The following is a 22,089-nucleotide window of genomic DNA, read 5'->3' on the forward strand; positions in this document are numbered from 1 at the left end:
CGCTGAACAAGGGACAATTCGGAGCGGCAGGTTTCGCTTTTGGACTCGTTCCGGGGCCTTGGGCGGCTCGCTGGGGGCATCGATTCCGGGCGCCGGAATTCCGGTCATGAATTTTGCGGGCCTTGCCGGGCCGTCCATAGCTCCCGTCGGCGCGGATCGGGGCCGGGGGCCGGGGCGGCCCCCCATTTTGGGTGCTATCCCAGGGCCCAGACCCCGTTTTCGCCGGTGAGGCCTAGTTTCAGCAGTCGCCGAAGGTTCAGTGCGGCCGTGCGGACCTGCAGCCAGGCGTTGTTCTTTTCCACGCCCCGGTATCGCAGGCGCCGGTTGCCTCCGGCGACCAGCCAGCCGATGGATCTTTCCACCAGGGGCCGGTAGGCCCGGTAGTCGTGCCTGAATGCTTCCTGGCGGGCGGCGGCGCGGTGGGCGCGCTGGCGGGCGTGGTGGACGGTGATAACGACTTTCCGCCCGCCCTTGGCCTTCGTGCATTGATCCCGCAGCGGGCACGCCTTGCAGGCGGTGCCGAAGTTCACGTTGCCCCGGGGGCTGATCGTGCGGACCTCCCCGGCCGGGCAGCTGAGCGTGTTCTTTGCTTCGTCGTGGGTGAAGTCGTCCAGGTCGTACCCGCCTGGCACGGCCGGGCGCAACGGCTTGGGCTTGACCAGGCCCTGGTGCCCGGCCGTATCGAGGGTCTCGAGCATGGGACCGGAACCGTAGGCCGAGTCCCCGAGCACCTGGTAGTCCACGGCGTCGTCTTTCATGGTCGGGTCCGTGCCGAGCAGGACGATTCCGGCGTCCGCGTCACTGGAGCCGGGCCCGGCGGCCCGGGTCATCACCGCGGAGGTGTACAGCCCGGTCTCCGGCTCCGCGACGATGTGGCCCTTGAAGCCGTCCATCATCACCGAGCGGGACTTGTGCGCGTGCCGGGCCTCGGTGTCCACCGTGGAAACGATCCGGTCCGGGGCGACCTTCCGGGCGATCCGCCACCTCCCGTCGGTGCCGTCGGAGCCCTCGGCCGGCTCCACGTCCTGCCCCGCCACCAGCGCCAGCAGCACGTACGCCTGATACTCCGGGGACCTGTCATCCAGGGTGGCGGGGTCCACCGCGGCCAGCAGCGCCAGCGCGTCAGTGACCAGCCCGGAAATCAGTTCGTCTTTTGCTTCCTTGTCATCCCAGGCGATATCCGGCTTCCCCACCCGCGTGTAGTCATAGGAGGTCGCGTGGACGGCCATGAGTGTCGCGCCGTGCTCCATGGCCTTGCCGAAGCGCCGGATCACGGCAATGAGCTGGGTGATGGTGTCCTGGCGGGCCACCGCGTCCTGGAAGACCGTCGAGTCCACCGCCCGGCGGTGCCGCCCGGCCAGGACCCCGGTGGCGGTAATGACCTGGGCGACAGCCTCCATGATCCGGTGCGGGTTCTCGCTGGTCCGCAGCCGGTTGCGCCAATGGACCAGGGCGGTGGGGTGGAACGCGGCCTCCGTCAGCCCGTACCCGCAGGCGGCCTTCCAGCGCAGGTCATACGTCAACGCCTCCGCGGCCGCCCGGTCCGACAAGCCTTCCAGGGCCTGCAGGACCAGGACCGTGCCGATCACCGAGGCCGGGATCGAGGGCCGGCCCCGCCGGGAGGGAAACAGGTCCTCCATCATCGAATCCGGAAACAGCCGGCCCCGATGCTCCGCCAAAAAAGCGTAGGCACCGCCCGGAGCCAACAACTCCCCGGCCAGTGCCTCCACATCCAAATACCCGCGCTGGGCCGCCTCAATACCTTGCATGTACCCAGTCTTAACGACCACGACCCGAAGTCCAGCAGGCGCGCCTCAACCCACCCACATTGTTCAGCGCCGTCCTAGGTGCAGCCGCTTGCTACGACAAGGCAGACGCAGCCCGCCGGACTTCCGCAGCGAGCCGATGCGCTTTGCCCTGCGTGCGTCCCTCCTCCGCGCGCTGCGGGATATATCCGAAACCGAGACCGTAGGCGGGATCGGCGAATCCTAGCGCAGCGTTGGCTCCTTCGTGGCCGAAGGCGCGATGGCTGCCGAAGCTCCGCGCCGGGTGCGGCTTCATAAAGACAACGGCAAAGGCGTTGTCCAGACCGGACATGCGGTCCAGGCCCCACACCTGCTCCTGGGACATCACGCGGACAGTCTCAGGGGACAACAAGGCGGCCCCGCCGTCCACACCCGTTATTGCCGCGGCGTACAACCTGGCCAGGCCCGCCGCCGTACCCACACCGCCGGCGGCACTCATCCCCGCGGCGCGCACAGCCCGCTGATTGGGAAGTTCCATGATGGAACTGACTGCCGCGTTGCTATTAAGCCCGTCCAGGCTCAGTGGATCCAGCCATGGTTGAAGGGGATCGACGTCGTAGAGGACGTCACGGTAGCGCGGTTCCAGCTCTTCGGGCAGTCCCAGGAAGAAGTCGATGCCGTAGGCCGTGCGGATGCGCTGGTCATAGAGGCTCTGCAGGCTGGTTCCCGTGACCCGCCGGCAGAGTTCCTCCATGATGATTCCGATAGTGAGGGCGTGGTAACCAAAGCAACTGCCGGGACGCCAGGCCGGGTTCACCGCTGCCAACCTTGCCGCGGCGTTGGATGTGGTGAATTCGTCCAAGGCGAATCCTCCCGCGACACCCACCAGGCCGGCCTGATGGGACAGGGCTTCACGCACCAGCAGCCGGTCCTTGCCGTGGCAACCGAACTCGGGCCAGTAGTGCGCCACCGTCCGGTCAAGATCCAGCAGCCCGTCCTGGACAAGCAGCGAAATCACCAGGGCCGCCACGCCCTTGGAGACTGAATACGCCCCGGTGATGGAATCGGCTGTGATGTGGGGCCCGCCATACAGATCCACCACTTTCACACCGTCCCGGTAGGCGGCCAGTTGGGCGCTGTACTGCGGATCCGCGGCGAGAAGGGCCCCAAACAGATCCACAACGCCTTCATAACCGGGCGCTGCAAAGCCGAAAGTTTTCTGCATAGGCCTAGCCTAGCCGGTTAGAAAGCGCTTTCCTGGGATTCCTGGCTCATTCTGACCAGCCTAGGCTCCGACGGTCAGGATTGCCGAGATGGGCTGCCAGGCGACGAACCAGGAGCCGGCAATAACGGCGACAAAGAGCGCGATCCAGATGCCGGAGGGTATGGACGTTGCCCGGTACAGCAGGTAGGCGTCGGAACTGGCCAGCTTGTCACGGCGCCTCAGGTGCACATTAGTGAGCTTCGCGAGGTCCCGGACGGCGGCCACGAGCAGCGCCACGCCAAGCACGATTGCGACGTGGCCGGTGAAGCTGCTCGGCACAACGAGGACCAGCACCCCGCCCCCTGCGACGGCAAGGCCTGTGATCAGCAGCCCCGCGAAGTTCCTGATGAATACCAGCGAAGCCAGGAGGATAAGGCTGCCCGTGGCCAAGGCCGCCGGACCCCAGCCGGCAAAGCCGGAGGTGACCAGGGCAGCGCCAGTCAGGGCGGGAACGGGATAGCCCCAGAATCCAGACCAGACGGCGGCGGCCCGGCCACGGCTGTAGCTCGTGGTGGTGCCTGAATGGTCCAACCGGAGCCGGATCCCGCTCAGTCTCTGGCCGCTCATGACGGCGGCGAAAGCATGACCGAGTTCGTGCGTGGCTGTGGCCAGCAGTCCAAAGTACTTCCAGGTGGCACGGGGGATGGATAGTGCGGTTGCCAGCGCCAGCACGACAGCCAGTTCGGCCACCGTGACCTGGGGGATGGGGGCACGGCCGAAGGCTTCAATGATCCGTTGCCACAATTGCTCGGGAATCAACGTCATTCCCCGCCGGGCCGGGAGTAGTGATTGTCAGCCATAGCCCTATACGGTACTAGCGTTCCTTGGGTGTCAGAATTTTGAGGTTTGTCTCGAGTTTTTAGGCAGCGTTTTTCATCCGGGCGTCGTCGATGTAGCCGTTGTCGTGGCGGTCGATGGTGGCCAGGGCCTGACGTAGTGGTGCTGGTGCCGGTGGTTTGTCGGCTGCCAGCAGTGGTCGCAGGAGCCGGTTGTGGACCTTGGTGTAGAACAAGGCGACGCGAAGCCCCTCGGCGGTGAGAATGTAGGTGTTGCTGTGTGGCCGGCGTTCGATGAGTCCGTTGCGGCGGAGCCGGGCGAGGTCGTAGCTCATTTGGTTGGCGCTGTAGCCGCTGCCCAGCAGATGGTTCACCCGGGCACGCAGGCTCCGATGGGTGAATCCGAGGGCGGTGAGGCTGATACATAAGGCGCCGAGCAGGGCCATGACCCGTGGATCGCCGAACCGCAAGGCCGCGGCCCTCCTGCCATCCTCGGTGAGGGTGGACTGTGCGACCCGCTCAAAGGCTGGGCTCGCAAGGACACAGCCCTGCCCGACACGTTCAGTATCGAGCAGGCGGGCGTTGATGTCACGGGCTTTTGTCTGCAGCTCGTCCAGATGTTCCAGGCGGCGGTGGCAGCGTAGGTCATCGGGCGAATTCACGACGGTTTCGATCCGAAGCGCACGGCCGTCTTTGAGGTATTGCTTGACGCGGGAGTGTTTGTAGAACGCGTTGACGGTGACGTCGGTATCCCGGGTGACAATTTTTGTCTTGCAGAGTCCGGGGTCGGGCGGGCGTCCGGGGCGGCTGTGGGGCGCATGCCCGGTGAAGATCAGCTCGACGCTGTCGGGTCGGCCGATATCGAGGTTGTCCGCGACGAGTGCCTCGAAGAAAGCGCGGGCTCGGCGGGGCGCGTCAAAGACCAGGGTCCTGGAGATCTCGATCTGGCGCATGGACAGTTCCCACCAGTACCCGGCGTCCGCGTCGTGATCGGTCAACGGCAGGGGCAGCACGGCGAGCCAGCGCTGGAAGAAGACCTCGATGGTGCCCGGGCCGAGCCGGTCGCAGATCTCCTGCAGCGCCTGCGGATCCTCGCAGGTTGCGAACCCGTTGGACAGGGCGGTAAAGGCGATCCCGGCCTTCACGGCTTGGCGTTTGGCCCACTCGTGCCCGTTGACCCAGACCTTGATCGGATACGGGAAGTAGGCGCACACCTTGATGAATGCCGGACCGAAGTCGGTATCCCAGAGATAGAAGTAGAAGCACGTGACCCGCCGGTCTGCCTTGTGGAAGCCGAAGCACGGGATTCCGTTGGTGCCCTGGCGTTGGGTCGAGGCGAAGACGTTCTGGTACTCCTGCGCCACGCCGATCGCGGCGACCCCGGACCGGCCGGTCCTCTCCTGGGCGGCCAGGTGCCGGCGCATCACGTCTATCTTCCGGTCTTCCTTGGCGAAGCGGATCAGCGGGATGTGGTTGTCCTCGGCGAACGAATTCACTGAGCGGCGAAAGGCGGTGCCGATCTTTTCCAGGATCGCAGGGGAAGGGATCCGATAGCCCAGATGCCTGGTCATGAACGAAACGACCTGGCCGCCGACCTGCAGGGTCGGGACATAGCCGTTGAGATAGATCCGGTCCAAGCACTGAATATCCAGGGCCACGTGGCCCTCGAGGACCTCATTGACACCAACCACCACAATCACCGCATCCCCTAAGCGCGCCTCCAATACCACCAGAATGCACCGCAGCAGACCGGGCGTCATCAGCGACAGCCAGCCACCCACCTCGGCGGTCAGAGGCGTAGCCTCACTGGAGGGATGGTTAACCATTGTCCTGCTGCCCTGCTGCCCAGGGGCGCTCAACGAATCGAGGAATGCCGTGACCACTTTGAAGGAACGCCTGCACGCTGATGTTGTGGTGCACATGAAGGAGCGGAACAAAACCGCCCTGACGACGGTGCGCAATGTCCTGGGTGAGATCGAAACACGGGAGAAGTCGGGAAAGATGCCCATCGTCCTGGACGACGCCCAGGTAACCTCGTTGTTGCAGAAAGAGGCTGCAAAACGACGCGACACCGCAAGGATCTATACGGAAGCCGGCGAATCCGAGCGAGCGGCGGCTGAGATCGCCGAGGCCGAGATCATTGAGGCGTACTTGCCGCAGCCGCTCACAGCCGCTGAAGTCGAAGCGATTGTTGACGAGACCATCGCGGGGCTGAGGGACGAAGGCGTGGAGCCCGGTATGCGTCAGCTGGGCGCCGTGATGAAGCCTGTCACGGCCAAAGTCGCCGGACGCTTCGACGGCAAGGCGGTCAGCGAGATTGTCCGCAGCCGTCTCGCCTGAGCCGTCAGCCCGGCCCTTAACAGGAAAGGCACGCCTACTGAACGTGGGCGTGCCTTAACTTCCTGTTGGCGGGACTGGGCCGCCACGGAAAAGTATCCGGGTTTCTTGAATCAGCCTTCGCAGTCAATGCAGTAGCTGCGTCCGTCTTTCTGCCGCGCAATCTGGGAGCGGTGCCGGACCAGGAAGCAGGAGTAGCACGTGAACTCGTCCTCAGCCTGCGGGATAACCTGCACGACCAATTCCTCGGCAACGAATTCGCCTCCCGGAACGCCGGCGCCATCCAGCCCGTCGGCCTCATCGAGCTCGAGGACGACGCTGCGGGCGTCCGGTGCATTGGCGGACTGCAGTGCCTCAAGTGAGTTGTCCTGCGACTCCTTGACGTCGGAGCGAAGTTCGTCGTAATCGGTTGCCACTTAGGTGTATCTCTTTTCTTTGGTTCGTCTGTCGCGTATGCAACGTACAGCATCCGGCGGGTATTCCCCAATAGTCTGGCAAGAAAATTTCTCTGTGGAGCCTATATTTCCGTGCAGACACCAGTCGGGACCGGCGTCGGGTGACATTGGGCACCATGGTGTCCAGGAATGAAAAGTCAGCGCACGGCGGACGAACGGCAAGGCTTACGTGGGTTCTTTGGCCAAGGCCGTGGTCTGAGGCGGGGTAACCCGCCCAAGGCGCCCGTCGAGCGTCACGCGCAGCCTGGCGGCAGCCACCTGTACCCGGTGCTCGGCAGGGGTGTCCAGCCACGTTCTCCCAAGCCGTGTCGAACAGTTCGAGCTCTTCGGTACGGGCCAGCTCAACGCAGTCTTATCGGCCGAAGTTCGCTGGGCCCGGCGCCGGGTCGTCAGTCCTGAAGCATGAGCCCGCGGCCACGACAGCGTCGATCTGCACGCGCGCTCCGAGTGGAAGTCCGGCCACGTGGAGGGTTGTACGCGCAGGGAATGGCTTAGGAAAGTGACGGGCATAGGCAGCGTTGATGATATGGAAGTCGTCGTAGTCGGTCAGGTAAATGGTGGTGCGCAGGACGTGGGCCAGAGAAAGATGCACATCCGTCAGCAGCGTCTCCAGGTTGCTGAGCATGGACTCGCACTGCTCTTCAATCCCCGGGCCGACAAGTCTGCCGTCGTCGGGGCTCTGGCCAATGATCCCGGCTGTGTAGGCGGTGTCTCCGAGGCGTACGAGATGCGAAAACGGGGCAGGCGACTGATGAAGGTTGGGACTGAAGTGATGGGCAGGCATGATCTCCTCAGCGTTCGGGACAGTGCATAGGGGCTCAGGGTTTTTTGAAGACTGGCTTGTTTGCCGATCCGCTATCGGTTCGAGCTCCTGGAACAGCGTCACTTGAAGGCCTGCCGGCGCTGCAAGCCGGGAGTTCAAGGACTGCCAGGGAGTTATCCGCGGGGTGGCGATCAGTTCTGCTCCTGCGTTCACAAGGTCCGCCGTTACGGCCGCCGTGTCGTCCACTTCGAAGGCCACCCGGAGTCTGGCGCTGGGCTGCCCGTCCGATTCCACCCGGTCGATGAGTTTCACCTGGGCGGGGTTGGACAGCTCAAGCGTCGCCCGCCCGGCATCAAGAATTGTGACGCGCGCGTCCCCCTCTCCCTCGTAGGCCTCTTGCTCGGGGAGGCCGAGGACGTCTCGGTAGAAGGTGAGTGCCGCCTCGTAGTCCTCGGCTTCGACAACGAGGCGGAGCTGGCGGACGAGTGCCTTGGCGTTTTCCGTAGTCATATTTGTACCGTAGTGCTTTGCTTCCCCCGGAACCGGGCCTCGCGTGCGTGGGAACAGAAAAACCCCTGAAATCCGTGGATTCCAGGGGTTTTCCCATATGTGCGCGGAGGGGGACTTGAACCCCCACCCCCTTTCGAGGACTAGCACCTCAAGCTAGCGCGTCTGCCATTCCGCCACCCGCGCAGGTGGTAATTCGGAGGTCGTTTCCGCCTTTCAGCGTTTCGCTTTTCTCCGAAGCAGCGAGAAAGACTCTAACACGAACTTTCCAGAAACATCCAATCGGGGCTGATGGGTAGGCTGAAGGCACACAAAAACGCAGGGTTGTTTGCAGCCTTCCCATCGCCCAAGGAGTTTCTATGTCTGACATCCGTGCCGAGGATGAAGTTGTCCGGATCTGCCAGGAACTCATCCGGATCGATACCTCGAACTACGGTGACGGCTCGGGGCCGGGGGAGCGGGTGGCCGCCGAGTACACAGCCGGGCTGATAGAGGAAGTGGGCCTCGCTGCCGAGATCTTCGAGTCGGCGCCAGGCCGGGCAAGTGTTGTTACCCGGATGGCCGGTGAAGATCCGTCCGCCAGCGCGTTGGTGGTGCACGGGCACCTCGATGTTGTTCCCGCCCTGCGTGAACAGTGGTCGGTGGATCCCTTTGGTGCAGAACTCAAGGACGGACTCATCTGGGGCCGCGGAGCCGTGGACATGAAGGACATGGACGCCATGATCCTTTCTGTGATGCGGGATTTGGCCAGATCAGGGCGCAAGCCCAAGCGCGACATTATCTTTGCCTTCTTCGCCGATGAGGAAGCCGGCGGTGAGTACGGGGCCCGCTACGCCGTCGACAAGCGGCCCGAACTCTTCGAAGGCGCAACCGAGGCCATCTCGGAGGTTGGCGGCTTCTCGGCAACCATCGGCGGGCAGCGCACGTACCTCCTGCAGACGGCCGAGAAGGGCATCTCCTGGCTCCGTCTGGTGGCGCACGGCCGGGCGGGCCACGGCTCCCAGATCAACACGGACAACGCCGTCACCCGGCTGGCTGCTGCGGTAACCCGGATCGGCGAATACAAGTGGCCCATTGAGCTCACGCCCACCACGCGGCAGTTCCTGGACGGCGTGACCGAACTCACGGGCGTGGAATTCGATCCGGACAATCCAAACCGGCTGCTGGACCAGCTCGGCACCGTGGCGCGCTTTGTGGGGGCAACCCTGCAGAACACCACCAACCCCACGCTGCTCAAGGGCGGCTACAAGCACAACGTCATCCCCGAATCGGCTGAGGCCCTGGTGGACTGCCGGACGCTGCCGGGCCAGCAGGACCACGTGCTGGAGGTCGTGCGGGAGCTTGCAGGTTCCGGTGTCGAGGTCAGCTACGTTCACAACGACGTCTCGCTCGAGGTCCCGTTCGCCGGAAACCTCGTGGATTCCATGATTGACGCCCTGCACGCCGAGGACCCGGGGGCGAAAGTGCTTCCCTATACGCTCTCCGGCGGCACGGACAACAAATCACTGAGCCGGCTGGGTATCACCGGCTACGGCTTCGCCCCCCTCCAGCTGCCCGACGACCTCGATTTCACCGGCATGTTCCATGGCGTGGACGAACGCGTCCCGGTGGATTCGCTGAAATTCGGCGCGCGGGTGCTCAACACGCTCCTCACCAACTACTGAGCCGGCCCGGACGTGACGCCCGAGGAAATCCTCCCGGAGCCGCTGCTCGAGGCAATCCGTGGCCGTGCTGCGGGCTATGACCGGGACAACACCTTCTTCGTTGAAGACCTTGAGGAGCTGGCCGCCGCCGGCTACCTCAAGCTCTTTGTCCCGGCGTCCGACGGCGGCCTGGGGCTTGGGCTCGAAGCGGCGGCGCAGTGCCAGCGGCGGCTGGCAACGGCAGCCCCGGCCACCGCCTTGGCCATCAACATGCATCTGGTTTGGACCGGCGTCGCCCACGTCCTGGCCGCAAGGGGCGACCAATCCCTTGACTTTGTCCTGCAGGAAGCCACCAAGGGCGAGATCTTTGCCTTCGGCAATTCCGAGGCCGGAAACGATTCGGTCCTTTTTGATTCAAAGACGGCAGCCGTGCCCCTGCCAGGTGGAGGGTACAGCTTCACGGGTACCAAGATTTTCACGAGTCTTTCGCCCGCCTGGACCCGGCTGGGTATCTTCGGCAAGGACGCACAGGCCAGGGGAGGCGAAGGGGAACTGGTGCACGGGTTCATCACCCGCGAGGCCGCGGGCTACTCCGTTCTGGATGACTGGAACACCCTGGGCATGCGGGCCAGCCAGTCAAACACCACCGTCCTGGAGGGCGTCGAGGTCCCGCCGGAGCGGATCTTCCGCAAGCTCCCGGTGGGACCGAACGCCGATCCGCTGATTTTCGCCATCTTCGCCTGCTTCGAGACATTGCTGGCTGCCGTGTACACAGGCATCGGCGAGCGTGCCATGAACCTGGGTGTTGAGGCCGTCAAGCGCCGGACGTCGTTCAAGAATGCCGGCCGCAGCTATGCGCAGGATCCGGATATCCGCTGGAAAGTCGCGGAGGCCGCCATGGCCATGGATAACCTATACCCCCAACTCCTGACCGTCACCCGCGATGTTGATGCGCTCGTTGAGCACGGGCCGCAGTGGTTTCCCAAACTTGTGGGGCTGAAGGTCAATGCGACAGAAACGGCCCGCCGCGTCGTGGATCTGGCCATCAGGGTGAGCGGTGGCTCCAGCTACTTTCGCGGGTCGGAGCTTGAACGCCTGTACCGTGACGTGCTGGCGGGGATGTTCCACCCGTCGGACGATGAGGCGGCGCACAACACCGTGGCGAACGCCTGGCTGGGTCCTTTGGAAGGCTGAACGGACCGCTGGCCGGCGAATCCCTACACTGTCCGCTGGACCTGCATCACCCGGCGGCGGAGCCAGAAGCGCCTGCCGCCGCCCAAATACAGCTTGCTGCGTTCCAGCTCCCACTTGCCGTACTCGGAATGCTCCACGAGCCGGCGCCTGGCGTCAGGCAGCGAATCATCAGGGCTGACCGTCAGAACGAGGTACTCGTACTGCCTCAGAATGTCCCGTTCCCGCTGGACCGAGCTGGTGAGAAAATGTTCCTTCATTGCTCTCCATTTTCGTCCTTTTCCGGCTAACGTGAAGTCATGAGCATCGATCCGCGTGTCGCGCTTCAGTCCTTGACAACCGCCTTGGAAGAACACCTTATAGCAGCATCCAACCGGCGTGGCGATGGCGATCCCGCGGTGGAAGCGGCTTTTTTTGCGGTCTCGGATGCGTTCGAGGTTTATGAAGACGCACTCTACGAGGCTTACAGCGAAGTTACACCCCTTCAGGTCTTCGATGATGAAGAAGACGAGGACGATGAAGCCGGCATCGACGATGACGAGGACCTGGAAATCGTCCAGGAGTGAGAACTCCGCGCCACCAACGCCGGGGAACGCCCTAACGCGGCGGCCCTGAACGGCGTATCAGCGGGGGAGGGAAACGTCCTCGAGCGCGCGGGCAATTTCAGGCGGCAGCCGGGTCAGTTGGGCGGCCATGATTTCTTTCGCCTGCACGGGAGTCCTGGGCCCGATGATGGCGGTGGCCACGCCATGCTGGGACAACAGCCAGCTCAGCGAAACATCCAGCGGTGTCCGGCCCAGGCCCTTGGCAGCCATGGCCACGGCTTCCACAACGCTGGACGGCTGCGCTTCCAGGTACGGCTCAACGTAGGGTGCGGATTCTGTTCTTGCCGCCCGGGAATCGGCGGGAATGGCGCCGCGGTACTTGCCTGTCAGGACGCCGCGTCCCAGCGGCGCCCAGGCCATCAACCCCAGGCCGGCATCTTCGACGGCCGGAACCAGTTCCGCTTCCGCCTTTCGCTGCAGGAGCGAATATTCAGCCTGCGCGGCTACGAGCGGAAACCCGGCCAGCGCCGCGGCTTTGGCACTTTGCCACCCGTTGAAGTTGGAGATGCCCGCGTAGCGGGCGCGGCCGCTCCGGAGTGCGAATTCAAGCGCGGACAAAGTCTCGTCCAGCGGGACGTTGCCATCCCATGCCTGGGCAAACCAGATATCCACGTAGTCAGTCCCCAGCCTCGCCAGGCTGGCGTCCAGGCCGGTGAGCATCGCGTTGCGCGACGTGTCCACCGTGCGCCGGCCGTCCGACGTCGACATCCCCGCTTTCGTGGCGATGCAGACCTCGGTGCGGGAGACAACGTCACCCAGGAGGGACCCGATCATCGCCTCTGCGCCGCCGTCGGCGTATGACGCCGCGGTATCGACGAGTTTTCCGCCGCCGTCGACAAATGTGCGCAATATCTCAGAGGCGTCCTGTTCGTCGGTAGCGCCGGACCAGGACATGGTGCCGAGGGAAAGGGCGGAGACTCGCAATCCACTGTTGCCGACGTAACGCTGCTGCATAGCTGCAAGCTTACGGGGAATCGACAGGGTCAATGACGTAGTGTCTTAGCGTGAACTGGATTGAGGCGGCCCTGCTGGGCCTAGTGCAGGGACTGACCGAATTTCTACCGATTTCATCGAGCGCTCACCTGCGGATTGTGGGACAGTTCCTGCCCAACGCATCCGATCCCGGCGCGGCGTTTACCGCCATCACGCAGCTTGGTACTGAAACGGCGGTAGTGATCTACTTCTGGCGCGACATCGTCCGGATCGTCAGGGCGTGGGCCGGATCGCTGACCGGAAAGGTCTCCAGGCAGGACCCGGATGCCCGCATGGGCTGGCTGGTGATCCTGGGCAGCCTCCCCATCATCGTGCTGGGACTGCTGTTCCAGGACCAGATTGAGTCGGTGCTGAGGAGCCTGTGGCTCGTAGCCACCATGCTGATCGTCTTTGGACTCATTCTGGCCGTGGCCGACGCCATCGGAAAGCAGGACCGGGACCTCTCCCAGCTCACCTACAAGCACGGTGTCTTGTACGGCTTCGCCCAGGCGCTGGCTCTTATTCCCGGCGTGTCGCGATCCGGCGGCACCATCACCGCGGGTCTCCTCATGGGCTACACCCGCGAAGCCGCCGCGCGCTATTCGTTCCTCCTGGCTATCCCGGCAGTCTTTGGCAGCGGCCTTTACCAGCTGTACAAGGTGGTTTCCAAGGAAGGTATTACCGGCCCCTATGGCCTTCCGGAGACGGCGCTGGCCACGGTCATCGCCCTGGTGGTGGGTTACGTGATCATCGGTTGGTTCCTCAAGTTCATTTCCACCCGGAGCTACCGGCTCTTCGTCTGGTACCGGATCCTCCTTGGCTTGGCCCTGTATCTTTTGCTCGGTTTCAATGTCATCAGCGCCTAGCCGTAGGCTTAGGCTGTGAAATCCTGGACCTCCCGCCCTGTCCCTGCGCTGCCCGGCGCCATGCCTGCCATCCGGCTGTTCGATACCGCCAAGGGGAGTGAGGTCACGCTCCGGGCCGGGGGAGAGCAATCCATGTATGTCTGCGGGATCACCCCGTATGACGCGACCCACATGGGTCATGCGGCCAGTTACGTGGCCTTTGACCTCCTGAATAGGGCGTGGCGGGACGCCGGCCAGCACGTTTCGTACGTCCAGAACGTCACCGACGTCGACGACCCCCTGCTGGAGCGCGCCACTGCCACCGGTGTGGACTGGCGGGACCTGGCCGCGAGCCAGATTGAACTCTTCCAGACCGACATGGAGGCCCTGAACGTCCTCTCGCCGGACCACTATGTGGGTGCCGTTGAGTCGGTTGACATCATTGTTCCGGCCATCGAACGGCTTCTCCGCCTGGGCCTGGCCTACCGCGTGCCTGGTTCGGCCGGAGAGCCCGACGGCGACGTCTACTACGACGTCGAGGCTGCCGGCAAGCAGACGGTCGCCCCAGACGCCTGGACCCTGGGTTCGATCTCCCGCCTCGGTGAAGCCGAAATGCTTGAACTGTTCGCCGAACGGGGCGGCGACCCTGGCCGGGCCGGTAAGCGGCAGGCGCTGGACCCCCTGCTCTGGCGGGTTGCCCGCGACGGCGAGCCCAGCTGGCCGGGCGGCGAGCTGGGACAGGGCAGGCCTGGCTGGCACATCGAGTGCACGGTCATCGCCCAGCGGTACCTGCCGGCCCCCTTCACTGTGCAGGGCGGCGGCACGGACCTCATTTTCCCGCACCACGAGATGGGCGCCGGTCACGCCTATTCCCTCACCGAGGTGCCGCTGGCCCACCACTATGCCCACGCCGGCATGGTGGGCCTGGACGGGGAAAAGATGAGCAAGTCCAAGGGCAACCTGGTCCTGGTGTCCAAGCTTCGGGCCGCGGGAGAAGATCCAGCAGCCATCCGGTTGGCCATCCTGGCCCACCACTACCGTTCAGACTGGTCCTGGACCGCGGACGGCTTTGAGGCTGCGAAGGACCGGCTCGCCGCGTGGCGCCGCGCAGTCGCCGCCGCGCCGGAGGGATCGGCGTCCGGCCTGATCGCAGAGATGCGGTCCGCCCTTGCAGCTGACCTGAACGCACCGGCCGCCCTGGTAGCTGTTGACCGTTGGGCTGCCGCGGCGGATTCCACTGTGGCGGACTCCGCCGCGGCAGCGGGCAGCCAGCATGATCAGGCCCTGGTCAGTGACGCGCTGGACGCCCTGCTCGGCGTCGTTCTTTAGGGCTTGTCCCGGCCGCGACGCTTGAGGTAGCGCTCAAACTCCCGTGCGATGGATTCCCCGCTCGCCTCCGGGAGGTCGGCGGTGTCTTTTGCCTCTTCCAGCTGCCGGACGTACGCGGCGATCTCCGGATCCTCGGTAGCCAACTCATCGACGCCGCGCTCCCACGCGGCTGCCTCCTCCGCCAGTTCGTGGGTGTCCAGCGGGACCTGGATCAATTCCTCGACCCGATGCAGGAGAGCCAGCTGCGCCTTGGGTGACGGGGCCTGGGCCACGTAATGCGGGACGGCTGCCCAGAGGGAAACAGTGGGAAGCCCCGCCAGCAGGGACACTTCGGACAGCACTCCGACGATGCCGACAGGACCCTCATACTGGGAGGCTTCGAGGTTGAGGCGCTCCCGCAACACGGCATCGTCCGAGGAGGTGCTGACCGGAATCGGCCTGCTGTGCGGAACGTCTGCCAGAAGTGCCCCCACCAGGACCACGTAGTCCACCTTCAGCGCTTCGGCGTGGACCAGCAGCTCCGCCGTATAGGCCCGCCACTTGTAGGACGGCTCAATGCCCTGCACGAAAATGACGTCCACGTTCGAATCCGGCGCACTGGCCTTGTAGATCCGTGTGGACGGCCACTTGATCTTGCGTTCCCCCGAGGCGTTCCTGCGGACCGTGGGACGGGTGAACTGGAAATCGTAGTATTCGTCGGCGTCAATGGACGCGACCTTCTTGCCGCCCCAGACCCTGTTCAGGTAGCGCAGCGAATCACTCGCGGCTTCGCCGGCATCGTTCCAGCCTTCAAAGGCGGCCAGCATCACTGTGATGCGCTCCCCGTCCGCCACTGGCAGCAGGAACTGCTCCGGTTCAGGTGCGGCACCCGGTTCCGTGGTGTCTCCGTCGAAGCTATTCATCTCATCACCCTACGTCCAAGAACCGGCGGGACGCATTGAATGGAGGGCCAAAAAGTGCGCCGGGGCGCGTGGGCGCCTGAAGGCGATGCTGGTATTCGCCGACGGCGTATCGCACGGCTTGCGTTCAGGTGGGCCCCGTAGACTGGGACCATGCGATCCTCACCCCCCGTTTCCCCGCTCCGAGCCGTTCTTTGGGATATGGATGGCACCATTGTGGACACCGAACGCTACTGGATTGCCGCGGAGCATGCCCTCGTCGAAGCCCATGGCGGAACGTGGTCGCACGGGCAGGCCATGCAGCTGGTGGGGCAGTCGCTGACGTTTTCGGCCGGAATCCTGCAGGAGGCCGGCGTCCGGCTGGAGCGCCGGGAGATCATCGACCACCTGACCGCGGAGGTCATCAGGAGCGTCCGGCGGTCTGTGCCCTGGCGTCCCGGCGCGAGGGAGCTGCTGGATGAGCTGCATCAGGCGGGTGTGCGGTGTGCGCTGGTGACAATGTCGGAGGAGCCGTTGGCCCGTGAGATTGTGGCGAGCCTACCCAAGCCGTACTTCGAATTCCTGGTCACGGGGGACACTGTTACCCAGGGTAAGCCGCACCCGGAAGCGTACCTGACAGCGGTGGAGCTGCTTCAGGAAGCGGACCCGGAGCTGACCGTGGATCATTGTGTTGCCCTCGAGGATTCGGCACCGGGAGTAGCTGCGGCCGTGGCGTCCGGCGTCGCCACTGTGGCCATTCCGCACATTGTCGCCATCCCGGAGGATCCCCGGCACGCCATCTGGGACTCCCTGGCTGGCCGCACCGTTTCCGAGTTGGAGGCCATCGCAGCGGACAGCCTGGCTGCCGCTGCGGCTGGACCTGCCGTGGCCGTACGGGGGAGCCTGTCATGAGTTCCGCGCCGGCCCCCGCCCGCCGCGAAGGTATACCGCTCGGTCGGATCGCCGGAATCCCGGTCATTCTGGCGTATTCGTGGTTTGTGATTGCCGCCTTTACCGTCATTGTCTACGGTCCCCTGCTGTTGGAGCAGAATCCGGCATTGGGCATCTCCGCGTACTACGTGGCGTTCGCGTACGCCTTGCTGCTCCTGATCTCCGTCCTGGTCCACGAACTGGCGCACGCCCTCACGGCCAAGATCTATGGCTGGCCCACGCAGAAGATCGTGTTGAATCTTTGGGGCGGCCACACCCAGTTTGAGAATTTCACGGCGACGCCGGCGCGCTCGGTCATCGTGGCGCTGGCAGGGCCGGCGGCCAACCTGGTCCTCGCCGGCGGTGCCTGGATGGTCCTCTCGAGCACCAGCATGGGCACCGTGGCCGGGATCCTCACGAACATCTTTATGTGGGCCAACTTCGTCATCGGCATCTTCAATGTCCTGCCCGGACTGCCGCTGGACGGCGGCAGGATCGTTGAGTCGGCCGTATGGAAAGCAACCGGGAGCCAGGCCAAAGGCACCGTCGCCGCCGGCTGGGCCGGGCGCGTCATCGTGGTGGCGCTGGCCTTCTGGTTCATTGCCCGGCCGCTGCTAGCCGGTCAGACGCCTGATTTCAGCCTCCTCATGATCACCATCCTCGTCAGTGGCTTCCTCTGGATGGGTGCCAGCGCGTCAATCCAGCAGGGCACGCTGCGCGGACGGATGCACCTGGTCAGCGCCGCTGCCCTGGCGGCTCCCGCCATCGGAATTCCAGCCACCGCCATGGTGGCGGACATCCGCAGGCTGTCACCGGACGGCTCACGGGCCGTTGTGGTCTGCGGGCCGGATGGACGCCCGCAGGGTGTTGTGGACCCTGGCGCCCTCGCCGCGGTTCCTGACTATGCGGCCGGTTCCACCCCTGCCACTGCAGTGTCCTATGCCCTCGCGGCAGGAGCCTACGTGCCTGAGTCGTCCCAGGGGCAGGAGCTGATCCAGTACCTTTCCCAGCTTGACGGTCACGAATATGCCGTGGTGGACCATCACGGAACGGTCACCGGCCTTCTGGCGCAGAACGTGGTGGTGGCCGCCATCACCGGCAAGGCTGACCGGTCGAATAGGCATCCGCAGGGTCAAAGCCGGTAGAGTTACGTGCCGGCCGTGCATTGCCGCCGCGTGGCCGCCCGGAGGCCTGCGCCGCACCGGGCGGACCCATGTCGATGCGTGGCCCCACAGTTTTACAGGAGCGAGGAAAATCCATGAGCAGCGAATCTGTCGCCGAAGCCGCAGCACCATCCACCACCGGTGTTGCCGCCAATAGCACCCCGCCGGTGGGAGCTGCCCGCCGCCGCGGACCTTTCCGTGAAGGGGAGCGGGTCCAGCTGACGGACGAGCGCGGCCGCATGAACACCGTGACCCTTGAAAGCGGCGGCGCCTTCCACACGCACCGCGGCTTCCTGAACCATGACGAGATTATCGGAAAAGCTGATGGCTCGGTTGTTGTGAACAACGTCGGCCAGCAGTACCAGACGCTGCGCCCGCTCCTCTCGGATTTTGTCCTCTCCATGCCGCGTGGCGCCGCAGTGGTCTACCCGAAGGACGCCGGCCAGATCGTCACTATGGCCGATATTTTCCCCGGCGCCAGGGTTGTTGAAGCCGGCGTTGGCTCGGGAGCGCTGTCCATCTCCCTGCTCCGTGCTGTTGGCGACAACGGCTACCTGCACTCCTTCGAGCGCCGTGAGGAATTTGCGGACATTGCCCGCGGGAATGTGGAAACCATCTTTGGCGGCCCGCACCCTGCGTGGAAGATTTCACTGGGCGATTTCCAGGAGGAAGTAGTCCGCAGCGAGGAGCCCGGATCCGTGGACCGTGTTGTGTTGGACATGCTGGCACCCTGGGAGTGCCTCGACGCCGTCGCCACTGTTCTCGCACCCGGCGGCGTCTGGATCAACTACGTGGCCACGGTCACGCAGCTGTCCCGGACCGCGGAGGCCATCAGGGCTGACGGCCGTTTCACCGAACCTGACGCCTGGGAGTCCATGGTCCGCGGCTGGCACCTGGAGGGCCTGGCCGTCCGTCCGGACCACCGCATGGTGGCCCATACCGGCTTCCTGCTGGTCACCCGCCGGCTTGCCGACGGTGTCACCGGCATCTCCGTCAAGCGCCGTCCCTCGAAGACGGGCTTCAACGAAGAAGACGTCAACGCCTGGACTCCCGGTGCCGTCGGCGAACGCCTGGTTTCGGACAAGAAGCTCCGCCGTGCCGCGCGCGATGCCATCGCCGGCACCAACGTCAAGGACGAACCGGAGATCACGAACTAGTCCACATTTCGGGAGTCTCCAGCAGTACCTGCCAACTTGGGGCTAAGGTCTTAAGAAGAAGAGCAGGAAGGGGCTGATGCACCATGGAGACGCCGAATCAGGACTCCGGACGTACACCGGCGGAGCAGTCGGCCGCCAACGAACTGTCGGCTGCGGAGCGGCAGGCCAATGTCCTCCGCGACAAACTCAGGCACATTGACCGTCAACTTGCGGCCGCCACGCAGAACAACGCGAAGCTGGTCAGCATGCTGGAAGCTGCCAAGGCCGAGATCCTGAGGCTGAAAAATGCCCTGGACCAGGAGGGCCAGCCCCCGTACAGCTTCGGCACCGTCCTCCAGCTCAACCCCAGGCGGCTGCCGTCGCCGGGCAGCAGCGGCCAGGCCGCCACCGAGGAATCGGTGGACATTTTCAACGCCGGCCGGAAGATGCGGGTTGGCATCAGCCCCCTGGTCAACATCAACCAGCTGGCGGTCGGCCAGGAGGTTCTCCTCAACGAGGCACTGCTGGTTGTGGCCGGCCTCGGCTATGAACGCGCCGGTGAACTCGCGACCCTCAAGGAAATGCTTGGAACGGACCGCGCACTGGTGGTGGGGCGAGCGGACGAGGAACGTGTCATCAGGCTCTCCGGAGCCCTGCTCACCGAAAAACTCAGGGTGGGGGACGCGCTCTCCATCGATTCGCGTACCGGTTACGCACTCGAAAAAGTTCCCCGCTCCGAAGTGGAGAACCTGGTCCTCGAAGAAGTCCCCGACATCACGTACGAGGACATCGGCGGCCTCGGTCCGCAGATCGAGCAGATCCGGGATGCTGTCGAACTGCCGTTCCTGCACCCGGACCTCTATCGCGAACATGGGCTGAAAGCCCCGAAAGGCATTCTGCTCTACGGCCCGCCAGGGTGTGGCAAAACCCTGATTGCGAAGGCTGTTGCCAACTCCCTCGCCGCCCGCGCGGCGGAGCGGTCCGGCAATGTGGACCTGAAGAGCTATTTCCTCAACATCAAGGGTCCGGAGCTTCTGGACAAGTACGTGGGCGAGACAGAGCGCCATATCCGCCTGATCTTCTCCCGGGCCCGCGAAAAGGCGTCGGACGGCAGCCCTGTAGTGGTTTTCTTTGATGAAATGGATTCCCTGTTCCGTACACGCGGAACCGGGATCTCCTCCGACGTCGAGACCACCATCGTCCCGCAGCTGCTGAGTGAGATCGACGGCGTGGAGCGGCTCGACAACGTCATTGTGATCGGTGCATCCAACCGAGAGGACATGATCGACCCCGCCATCCTCCGTCCCGGCCGCCTGGACGTGAAAGTCAAGATCCAGCGCCCCGATGCAGAGGCCGCGGCGGACATCTTCAACAAATACATCACCACCGACCTGCCGTTCCACGAGTCCGATCTCGCCGAGCACAGCGGCGACGTCCAGGCGACGGTGGACGCCATGGTCCAGCGCACGGTCGAAGCCATGTATTCCACGGAGAAGTCCAACGAGTACCTGGAAGTCACCTACGCCAACGGCGACACCGAAATGCTCTACTTCAAGGACTTCAATTCAGGCGCCGTGGTCCAGAACGTTGTGGACCGGGCCAAGAAGTACGCCATCAAGGATCTGTTGACGCTGCACCAGAAGGGTCTCCGGATCGAGCACCTGCTGCGTGCCGTGGTGGATGAATTCCGCGAGCACGAGGACATGCCCAACACCACCAACCCGGACGACTGGGCCCGGATCTCAGGCAAGAAGGGCGAACGGATCACCTACATCCGCACCATCGTGCAGGGTAAGGCAGGCCAGGAGCCCGGCAAGTCCATCGAAACGATGCCGAACACGGGACAGTACCTGTGACGGCAGCCCCGGAACGCCCCGGCGGGGGAGGGCTCCCGGCCGGCGGGGCCATGCGCGTCATGGGTGCGGAAACGGAATACGGCATACACGCCCCGTCTGCGCCCGGAGCCAACGCCACCATGATGTCCGCCCGCGTTGTCCAGGCTTACGCCCAGGTAACGCGGCAAAGGGCAGCCGGAGGAGCCGAGACCCGGTGGGACTACACGGACGAGGAGCCGCTCCACGACGCCCGCGGCTGGACCCTGGAACGGGCCTCGGCCCACCCCAGCCAGCTGACGGACCAGCCGCCGGTACTCGACGCCGAAGCGGTGGCGCTTGCCTACGGCCGCGAGGAATTGGAACTGGACGGCGAGGACGAGTCCGGCAGTCTCCTGATGAACATGGTCCTGGGCAACGGAGCCCGCCTTTACGTGGACCATGCACACCCGGAGTATTCCAGTGCCGAGGTGACCAACCCACGCGATGCGGTGATCTGGGATGCAGCCGGGGACCTCGTCGCGCTGGCGGCCGTCCGTCGCCTGGCCGCGGATCCCGAACTGCCCCCGGTCAACCTGTACAAGAACAACACGGACAACAAGTCCGTCTCCTACGGCTCCCACGAGAACTACCTGATGCCACGCTCGGTGCCCTTCGGGGACATCGTTCGCGGGCTAACGCCGTTCTTCGTCACTCGCCAGATCATCTGCGGCGCCGGGCGGGTGGGCCTGGGGCAGGACAGCTCCACGCCCGGGTACCAGATCAGCCAGCGCGCAGATTTCTTCGAGGCCGAGGTGGGCCTGGAAACCACCATCCGGCGTCCCATCATCAACACCCGGGATGAGCCGCATGCCACCGCCGACAAATACCGGCGCCTGCACGTGATCATCGGTGACGCCAACCTGAGCCAATCCTCGAACTACCTCAAGTTCGGCACCACTGCCATGGTCTTGAGTCTGATCGAGGCCGGGCTGGCGCCCAAGGTGGAGGTCCACGAACCCGTTGCAGCCCTCCAGGCAGTCAGCCACGATACGTCGCTGACAGCCAAACTCAGGCTGCTGGACGGGCGCCGCGTGACGGCCCTGGACCTGCAGTGGATCTACTACGAGGCGGCAGCAAAACTGGCCCAGGACTCCGGCGTTGCCGATGCCGTGGACGGGGACGGCCATACGCATGACGTGCTGGAACGCTGGGCGGCCACGCTGACCCAGCTCGATTCCGACCGGAACGCGGCGGCCACCTCCGTGGAATGGCTGGCCAAGCTCTCCCTCCTCGACGGCTACCGGAACCGCGACAACCTTGCCTGGGGTGACGCGAGGCTCGGCCTTGTTGACCTCCAGTGGGCAGACATCAGGCCAGAGAAGGGACTGTACTACCGGTTCCTGGCGAGGAACCGCATGCAGCGAATCGTCGACGACGGTGCCATCGCCGCAGCGATGACCGAACCGCCATCGGACACGCGTGCCTTCTTCCGCGGGCGGTGCATCAGCAGCTTCGGCAAAGACGTGGTGGGCGCCAGCTGGGACTCGGTCATCTTCGATGTACCGGGCTACGGACGGCTCCAGCGCGTGCCAACCCGGGAACCCCTGCGCGGTACCAAGTCCCTCACGGGAGGGCTCTTTGCCCGCCACCGGACGGCAGGTCCGTTCCTCGCCGAACTTTTGGGGCAGAATACCGCTCCGCCTGCGGCGTAAACCGCGCCGTCGGGCGGACAGCGT

20 protein-coding genes and 1 tRNA gene are annotated in these 22,089 nt (G+C 64.6%); 11 read left to right on the forward strand and 10 right to left on the reverse strand.

The features are described from left to right. Positions 1-194: 194 nt before the first annotated feature. The 4 genes from AC3IT0_RS11150 to AC3IT0_RS11165 all read right to left on the reverse strand — a co-directional run bounded on the left by AC3IT0_RS11150 (position 195) and on the right by AC3IT0_RS11165 (position 5,611). The gene (locus tag AC3IT0_RS11150) at positions 195-1,769 is read right to left on the reverse strand and encodes an IS1182 family transposase (protein WP_489319877.1); all 1,575 of its coding nucleotides are present in this window, start codon (positions 1,767-1,769) and stop codon (positions 195-197) included. A gap of 91 nt (positions 1,770-1,860) precedes the next feature. Then, the gene (locus AC3IT0_RS11155) at positions 1,861-2,970 is read right to left on the reverse strand and encodes a serine hydrolase domain-containing protein (protein ID WP_489319878.1); all 1,110 of its coding nucleotides are present in this window, start codon (positions 2,968-2,970) and stop codon (positions 1,861-1,863) included. 60 nt (positions 2,971-3,030) lie between these two features. Further along, the gene (locus tag AC3IT0_RS11160; protein WP_489319879.1) at positions 3,031-3,774 is read right to left on the reverse strand and encodes a M50 family metallopeptidase; all 744 of its coding nucleotides are present in this window, start codon (positions 3,772-3,774) and stop codon (positions 3,031-3,033) included. Positions 3,775-3,868: 94 nt separating this feature from the next. Then, positions 3,869-5,611 (reverse strand): hypothetical protein, encoded by a 1,743-nt coding sequence (locus AC3IT0_RS11165; RefSeq protein WP_489319880.1) that lies wholly within the window; start codon positions 5,609-5,611, stop codon positions 3,869-3,871. 49 nt (positions 5,612-5,660) lie between these two features. Between AC3IT0_RS11165 and AC3IT0_RS11170 the strand changes: the two genes are divergently transcribed. Next, a complete protein-coding gene (locus tag AC3IT0_RS11170) occupies positions 5,661-6,125 on the forward strand; it encodes a GatB/YqeY domain-containing protein (RefSeq protein ID WP_489319881.1) in 465 nt (154 codons plus the stop codon). A gap of 110 nt (positions 6,126-6,235) precedes the next feature. On the opposite strand, the gene AC3IT0_RS11175 is transcribed toward AC3IT0_RS11170, so the two are convergent. The 3 genes from AC3IT0_RS11175 to AC3IT0_RS11185 form a co-directional block, all read right to left on the reverse strand. Next, the gene (locus AC3IT0_RS11175; RefSeq protein WP_489319882.1) at positions 6,236-6,538 is read right to left on the reverse strand and encodes a DUF4193 domain-containing protein; all 303 of its coding nucleotides are present in this window, start codon (positions 6,536-6,538) and stop codon (positions 6,236-6,238) included. Between the two features lie 391 nt (positions 6,539-6,929). Further along, positions 6,930-7,850: a Rid family hydrolase gene (locus tag AC3IT0_RS11180; RefSeq protein ID WP_489319883.1), complete on the reverse strand. Its 921-nt coding sequence runs from the start codon at positions 7,848-7,850 to the stop codon at positions 6,930-6,932. A 100-nt stretch (positions 7,851-7,950) separates the two neighbouring features. Beyond that, positions 7,951-8,033: transfer RNA gene (locus AC3IT0_RS11185), tRNA-Leu, on the reverse strand. Between the two features lie 173 nt (positions 8,034-8,206). Between AC3IT0_RS11185 and AC3IT0_RS11190 the strand changes: the two genes are divergently transcribed. Further along, positions 8,207-9,511 (forward strand): M20/M25/M40 family metallo-hydrolase, encoded by a 1,305-nt coding sequence (locus tag AC3IT0_RS11190; RefSeq protein WP_489319884.1) that lies wholly within the window; start codon positions 8,207-8,209, stop codon positions 9,509-9,511. 12 nt (positions 9,512-9,523) lie between these two features. Continuing rightward, positions 9,524-10,684 carry an acyl-CoA dehydrogenase family protein gene (locus AC3IT0_RS11195; RefSeq protein WP_489319885.1) on the forward strand — a complete coding sequence of 387 codons (1,161 nt, stop codon included), beginning with the start codon at positions 9,524-9,526 and terminating at the stop codon, positions 10,682-10,684. Between the two features lie 23 nt (positions 10,685-10,707). Here AC3IT0_RS11195 and AC3IT0_RS11200 read toward each other — a convergent pair whose 3' ends face one another. Further along, on the reverse strand, positions 10,708-10,941 hold the full coding sequence (locus tag AC3IT0_RS11200) for a DUF5703 family protein (RefSeq protein WP_056339951.1): 234 nt from the start codon (positions 10,939-10,941) through the stop codon (positions 10,708-10,710). Positions 10,942-10,980: 39 nt separating this feature from the next. Between AC3IT0_RS11200 and AC3IT0_RS11205 the strand changes: the two genes are divergently transcribed. Further along, positions 10,981-11,247 carry a hypothetical protein gene (locus tag AC3IT0_RS11205; RefSeq protein ID WP_489319886.1) on the forward strand — a complete coding sequence of 89 codons (267 nt, stop codon included), beginning with the start codon at positions 10,981-10,983 and terminating at the stop codon, positions 11,245-11,247. A gap of 57 nt (positions 11,248-11,304) precedes the next feature. Here the strand turns inward: AC3IT0_RS11205 and AC3IT0_RS11210 are convergent, their stop codons facing one another. Further along, a complete protein-coding gene (locus tag AC3IT0_RS11210) occupies positions 11,305-12,240 on the reverse strand; it encodes an aldo/keto reductase (RefSeq protein WP_489319887.1) in 936 nt (311 codons plus the stop codon). A 50-nt stretch (positions 12,241-12,290) separates the two neighbouring features. Between AC3IT0_RS11210 and AC3IT0_RS11215 the strand changes: the two genes are divergently transcribed. Both AC3IT0_RS11215 and mshC read left to right on the forward strand, forming a co-directional pair. Further along, entirely contained in the window at positions 12,291-13,124 is an 834-nt protein-coding gene (locus tag AC3IT0_RS11215) for an undecaprenyl-diphosphate phosphatase (protein WP_489319888.1), read from the forward strand. Between the two features lie 15 nt (positions 13,125-13,139). Beyond that, positions 13,140-14,432 carry a cysteine--1-D-myo-inosityl 2-amino-2-deoxy-alpha-D-glucopyranoside ligase gene (mshC, locus tag AC3IT0_RS11220; RefSeq protein ID WP_489319889.1) on the forward strand — a complete coding sequence of 431 codons (1,293 nt, stop codon included), beginning with the start codon at positions 13,140-13,142 and terminating at the stop codon, positions 14,430-14,432. Here the strand turns inward: mshC and AC3IT0_RS11225 are convergent. Further along, a complete protein-coding gene (locus tag AC3IT0_RS11225; RefSeq protein WP_160670956.1) occupies positions 14,429-15,334 on the reverse strand; it encodes a PAC2 family protein in 906 nt (301 codons plus the stop codon). The two genes, mshC and AC3IT0_RS11225, sit on opposite strands and share 4 nt — an antisense overlap. A 198-nt stretch (positions 15,335-15,532) precedes the next feature. Between AC3IT0_RS11225 and AC3IT0_RS11230 the strand changes: the two genes are divergently transcribed. The 5 genes from AC3IT0_RS11230 to dop all read left to right on the forward strand — a co-directional run bounded on the left by AC3IT0_RS11230 (position 15,533) and on the right by dop (position 22,065). Beyond that, positions 15,533-16,222, forward strand: a complete 690-nt coding sequence (locus AC3IT0_RS11230; RefSeq protein WP_489323775.1) for an HAD family hydrolase — start codon at positions 15,533-15,535, stop codon at positions 16,220-16,222. Continuing rightward, complete coding sequence (locus AC3IT0_RS11235) at positions 16,219-17,385, forward strand: site-2 protease family protein (protein ID WP_489319890.1); 1,167 nt, start codon at positions 16,219-16,221, stop codon at positions 17,383-17,385. Before AC3IT0_RS11230 ends, AC3IT0_RS11235 begins: the two co-directional genes overlap by 4 nt. A 113-nt stretch (positions 17,386-17,498) precedes the next feature. Continuing rightward, entirely contained in the window at positions 17,499-18,560 is a 1,062-nt protein-coding gene (locus tag AC3IT0_RS11240; protein ID WP_489319891.1) for a tRNA (adenine-N1)-methyltransferase, read from the forward strand. Positions 18,561-18,643: 83 nt separating this feature from the next. Continuing rightward, a complete protein-coding gene (gene arc, locus AC3IT0_RS11245) occupies positions 18,644-20,395 on the forward strand; it encodes a proteasome ATPase (protein ID WP_489319892.1) in 1,752 nt (583 codons plus the stop codon). Positions 20,396-20,445: 50 nt separating this feature from the next. Next, positions 20,446-22,065: a depupylase/deamidase Dop gene (dop, locus tag AC3IT0_RS11250; RefSeq protein WP_489323776.1), complete on the forward strand. Its 1,620-nt coding sequence runs from the start codon at positions 20,446-20,448 to the stop codon at positions 22,063-22,065. The last annotated feature ends 24 nt before the right edge of the window (positions 22,066-22,089 follow it).

This window comes from Pseudarthrobacter sp. KH_020_B (assembly GCF_057840185.1).